General features: G+C 33.3%; 5 protein-coding genes. All 5 read left to right on the top strand.

Annotated elements, in window-relative coordinates; genetic code table 11:
- Positions 1–365: 365 nt before the first annotated feature.
- The 5 genes from D5R40_RS42245 to D5R40_RS40310 all read left to right on the top strand — a co-directional run bounded on the left by D5R40_RS42245 (position 366) and on the right by D5R40_RS40310 (position 5,042).
- On the top strand, positions 366–2,408 hold the full coding sequence (locus D5R40_RS42245) for a UPF0182 family protein (protein ID WP_339379488.1): 2,043 nt from the start codon (positions 366–368) through the stop codon (positions 2,406–2,408).
- Entirely contained in the window at positions 2,405–2,977 is a 573-nt protein-coding gene (locus tag D5R40_RS42240; RefSeq protein WP_339379487.1) for a UPF0182 family protein, read from the top strand. Before D5R40_RS42245 ends, D5R40_RS42240 begins: the two co-directional genes overlap by 4 nt.
- On the top strand, positions 2,910–3,728 hold the full coding sequence (locus D5R40_RS42235; RefSeq protein WP_339379486.1) for a UPF0182 family protein: 819 nt from the start codon (positions 2,910–2,912) through the stop codon (positions 3,726–3,728). The genes D5R40_RS42240 and D5R40_RS42235 overlap by 68 nt, the downstream gene beginning before the upstream one ends.
- 445 nt (positions 3,729–4,173) lie before the next feature.
- Entirely contained in the window at positions 4,174–4,722 is a 549-nt protein-coding gene (locus D5R40_RS30185; protein ID WP_124146437.1) for a protein kinase domain-containing protein, read from the top strand.
- Positions 4,723–4,826: 104 nt separating this feature from the next.
- Positions 4,827–5,042 (top strand): hypothetical protein, encoded by a 216-nt coding sequence (locus D5R40_RS40310; protein ID WP_240039115.1) that lies wholly within the window; start codon positions 4,827–4,829, stop codon positions 5,040–5,042.
- The last annotated feature ends 97 nt before the right edge of the window (positions 5,043–5,139 follow it).

Below are 5,139 nucleotides of genomic sequence, written 5' to 3'. Positions count from 1 at the left end.
GAAATTGGTATAATTATAGGATTATAAACAGATATTATATAACAGGATTCTATGTGCAATTAACCGGATTTGATATTATACAAATTTTATGTGAGGTGGCACACAATTATGAAATTTATTAACTTGTCTATCTCGATATACACTCAATCCCAATCAATATATTATTCTATGCAGCTTCTTATTAATTTGGTATAATCTCATATCCGGATAATTAACGATCAAAAAACTTTTTCCCTTCAAGCCTTTTCTTCCCTTCTGCCTTCTACCTTTCTTTCTCCAAAGTTTAAGTATTCAACCAGACATGATATAAGTGTATATAAACTCAATAAAATTGCTATAAAACAACTAATCGAAAATTATAAACCATGAAATTAAATATTATTTACAAGCTAAAACTTAGGTTATCCAAAACACTAGAAAAACTCAACTTCCTACAGATATTAATTATATTTGTCATTCTCTTAGGATTGTGGGCAGCATTTGATTTATCGACTAATATATTGGCTGAATTTTTATGGTTTGAAGAACTTAATTATTTGCCCGTACTAATAACTAAATTGCAAACAGAAACTTTATTATGGATAATTACTTTTGTAGTTACATCAGTCTTCTTTTTAGCAAATCTCAGACTAGCGAGTATATTTAAGTATCCAAAAAATCACAATCGAAAAACCAAAGTATATGAAGAAATAATGCTAATTCCACCAGTAACTATGCCATCAAGTAAATTGCGTATTGAACCCTCATTTAGTCTAGGCTGGTTGTTATGTTTAGTATTAGGATTAATTTTATTAATAGGACTGATTCTAACCCATTATATTCAGGTATTTACTGATTACTGGTATCCTGATTTCACAGTTGCAAAGGTATCTCCACAAATTCCTTCAGAATTTAGCGTAGAATCAATTTGGCAAATATTCAGTCAAATTGATTTCACAGTTGCAAAGGTATCTCCACAAATTCCTTCAGAATTTAGCGTAGAATCAATTTGGCAAATATTCAGTCAAATACCGTCTAACTGGTGGCTATTAGGATTATTTATTGTATTAGGTATTGTTATCACTGTTAATCCTATATTATGGTTAAGTATATTTGCGATAGTACTAAGTTTAGTTTTTAGTTTTATTCTTTCGAGTCATTGGGGAAATATATTACAACTATTTAATGCTACTCCCTTTCCTGAAAGAGAAGATTTATTTCATATCAATATCAGTTTTTATGTTTTTCAAATTCCCGTTTTACAATTATTAAAATTTTGGTTGGTCGGATTATTTTTATATGGACTGGTTGCTTGCACTCTCATCTATTTATTGTCTGGAAATAGTCTAAGTAAAGGCAATTTTCATCAATTTTCCCAACAACAACAACGACATCTTCATGCTTTAGGTGGAGGTTTGATATTAACCATAGCATATAGTTACTTTCTAGCTTGTTTTGAATTACTTTACTCTCAGCGTGGTGTCATCTATGGTGCTGGTTACACAGATGTCAAAGTTCAGCTTCCTGCTTATATATTTTTGGCAGTTTTAGCATTATTAATTGCATTATTTTTGTTTTGGCAAGCAATTTTTTCTGTTAAAAATATTCAGCCTTATATTGAAGCCAGTCTCCGATTTTTGCGTTTGAGTCGAAGAAGGAAAAAAAAGAGAAAATTGAGTGCAAAACTGTTTGCTAATAGCTATTCATTAAGGGCTATATTAACATGGTATTTAGCCATCGCAGCAGTAACTGGTTGGTTATTACCAGAAATTGTACAAATAACCATCGTACAACCTAACGAAATAGAACGAGAAAGTCCATATATTAAACGTAGTATTAAATTTACTAGAGAAGCATATTTCGATCCAGAAAAATTAGAAGTAAAACTATTTGACCCAGAAAATAAACTTACCTATACTGACTTAATAAATAATAAATTAACCATTGAAAATATTCGCCTTTGGGATACAAGACCAATTTTACAAACGAATCGACAATTACAAGAAATCAGACCATATTATGAATTTAAAAATGCCGATATAGACCGCTATACATTCCTGAAGAAAAAAGAAGAAAGAACAAAAAATAATCCTACCGAAAAACAACAAGTAATCATCGCAGCTAGAGAACTAAACTATGAATCTGTGCCTCAACCAGCACAAACTTGGGTCAATGAACATTTAGTCTATACTCATGGCTATGGTTTTACTCTTTCTCCAGTTAATCAAGTTGAAGAAAGTGGATTACCAGAATATTTCGTTAAAAATATCGGACCAGATCCAACTCTTAAAAAGAATAGTACCTTAGAAGTATTAGAAAGGATTAGATTCAGTATTCCTATTGGTAAACCTAGAATTTATTATGGAGAACTTACCAATACTCATGTCATTACTTCCACTGCGGAAAAAGATAGAGAAAAAATGACATGAGTATTGGTAAACCTAGAATTTATTATGGAGAACTTACCAATACTCATGTCATTACTTCCACTGCGGAAAAAGATAGAGAATTAGACTATCCCAGTGGAGAAACAAATACCTATAACACTTATAGTGGCAGTGGTGGTATTGTCATCGGTACAAGCTGGAAAAGATGGGTATTTGCTAAATATTTGAAGAACTGGAGAATGTTATTCACTAATAAATTTATACCTACAACTAAAGTCTTATATCGCCGCAATATTAATGCCAGAGTTCGATCGATCGCTCCATTTCTACGTTATGACCAAGACCCATATTTAGTAGTAGCTAATCCTCAATTCGGCAAACAAGATGTTACTCAAACAACTCCCAGTTACCTCTACTGGATTTTTGATGCTTATACTACAAGCGATCGCTATCCTTATTCTGACCCAGAAAATAACGAATTTAATTATATTCGTAACTCAGTAAAAGTTGTAATTGATGCCTACAATGGCTCAGTAAAATTCTATGTTGCTGACCCTAAAGACCCAATTATTACAACCTGGAAAAAAGTTTTTCCAGGTTGTTGTAATTGATGCCTACAATGGCTCAGTAAAATTCTATGTTGCTGACCCTAAAGACCCAATTATTACAACCTGGAAAAAAGTTTTTCCTAATATGTTTTCTCCCATAGCAGAAATGCCAAAAAGTCTCTATACTCATATCCGTTATCCAGTAGATTTATTTAAAGTACAATCCGAACTATTGGCAACTTATCACATGGATGACCCCCGTGTATTTTATAATCGGGAAGATTTGTGGCGAGTACCTATTGAGATTTATGGTAATCAACAGCAGAAAGTAGAACCTTATTATTTAATTACAAAATTACCAGCAGAAACTTCAGAAGAATTTATTCTTTTTCTACCCTATACTCCAGCAAGTCGTAATAATTTAATTGCTTGGTTGGCAGCTAGATCGGATGCACCAAATTACGGTAAATTACTTTTATATCAATTCCCTAAACAACGATTAATATATGGTCCTGAACAAATTGAAGCTTTGATTAATCAAAATCCAGAAATATCGCAGCAAATTTCTCTTTGGGATCGTCAAGGATCGAAAGCAATTCAAGGAAATTTATTAGTAATACCAATTAATCAATCCTTACTCTATGTGGAACCGATTTATTTAGAAGCAGAGCAAAATAGTTTGCCAACTTTAGCTAGAGTTATTGTTTCTTATGAAAACCGAATTGTAATGAAACCAACTTTAGATGAAGCATTAAAAGAAGTTTTTGAAGTAGAACCATTAGAACAACCCTTAGTTGTGCCACCTTTGGAATAGGTCGATGAAAAAGGAAGAAGGAAGAAGGAAGAACAGGACTTACACAAATTAACCTTGAAAACGCCATATGTAGGGGCGAATGGCATTCGCCCTCACTGGATTTAGTTTCCGTGCGTAAATCCTGAAGAAATTAAATTTATTCTATTTAGACTAATAACTAATAACTGAAAAAGCTGATAACTGAAAAAAGGGGGGGGGTTGACAAGAAAACTTGACATGGTATTATACTTATAATGGAAAAAGTGCGCTCATATATACTCAAATAACTTAGGCCAAAAAACTATACATGCCCACTAAAATAAAGAATCATTAATAATGAATGAGTTGAATTCTTTAATTGCTAATTGTTGAAGAATAGCTGATAACTGATAACTGAATAAGAAGAAATCTAATAACTGGTAACTAATAACTAAAAAAGCTGATAACTGATAACTGATAACTGAAAATGCAGTCTGGAAAAATCTTGAGACAACGTTACAAAATTATCGACTCTCCTCTAGGAAGTGGAGGATTTGGAGATACCTACTTAGCTCAAGACCTAGACCTACCAGAAAATCCGAAATGTGTAGTTAAACATCTCAAACCTAAAAGTTCAGACCCAGGAGTTTTGCCTGTTGCCCAAAAGTTGTTTGAGACAGAAGCAAAGACCTTATACAAATTAGGCAAAGACTCAGACCAAATACCAAAATTATTTGCTCATTTCCAGGAAGGAACAGAATTTTACCTAGTACAAGAATATATAGAAGGGCACGATATAAGTAAGGAACTGACCCCGGGGAAAAAATTAAGCGAGTCTTACACTATCACCTTACTCACAGGAATCTTAGAAGCATTAGCAGTAGCTCATCAAAATAATATTGTTCACCGAGACATCAAACCACAAAATTTGATGCGTCGTAAGTCAGATCAAAAAATAGTATTAGACTTGTCGCTTTATAACTTCAAAAACCCCCAAAAACCTTGTTATATAAGGATTGTAGCTATTGGTGGCTAAAAAGGCCTTGAAATTATTGCTCTGTCTAGGTTGGAGCGATTTTTTCCCTCTATTTAGCGACAACTCTATTGATAGACTTTGGCGCAGTAAAAGAAATAAGTGTATTGACTACTTACCAAAAAGGAACGACTACTTTTACTGTAGCAGTCGGAACACCTGGATATATGCCAGGCGAACAAAGTAACGGTCAACCAAAACTGAGTAGCGATATCTATGCAGTGGGAATGGTAGGAATAAAAGCACTGACAGGAAAAGATCCCCACAACTTACAAAAAGACTCCAAGACTGGAAATGTATCTGGCGAAATGAAGCACAAGTAAGTAACCGTCTGGCAAATGTATTAGATAGGATGGTACATGAATATTTTCCCATGCGTTATGAAAATGCTACGGCAGTCTTAGAAGCTTTAGGTTTTAC

Source organism: Okeania hirsuta, from assembly GCF_003838195.1.
Lineage (GTDB): Bacteria > Cyanobacteriota > Cyanobacteriia > Cyanobacteriales > Microcoleaceae > Okeania > Okeania hirsuta.
This window is presented reverse-complemented; position numbering and strand designations above follow the sequence as displayed.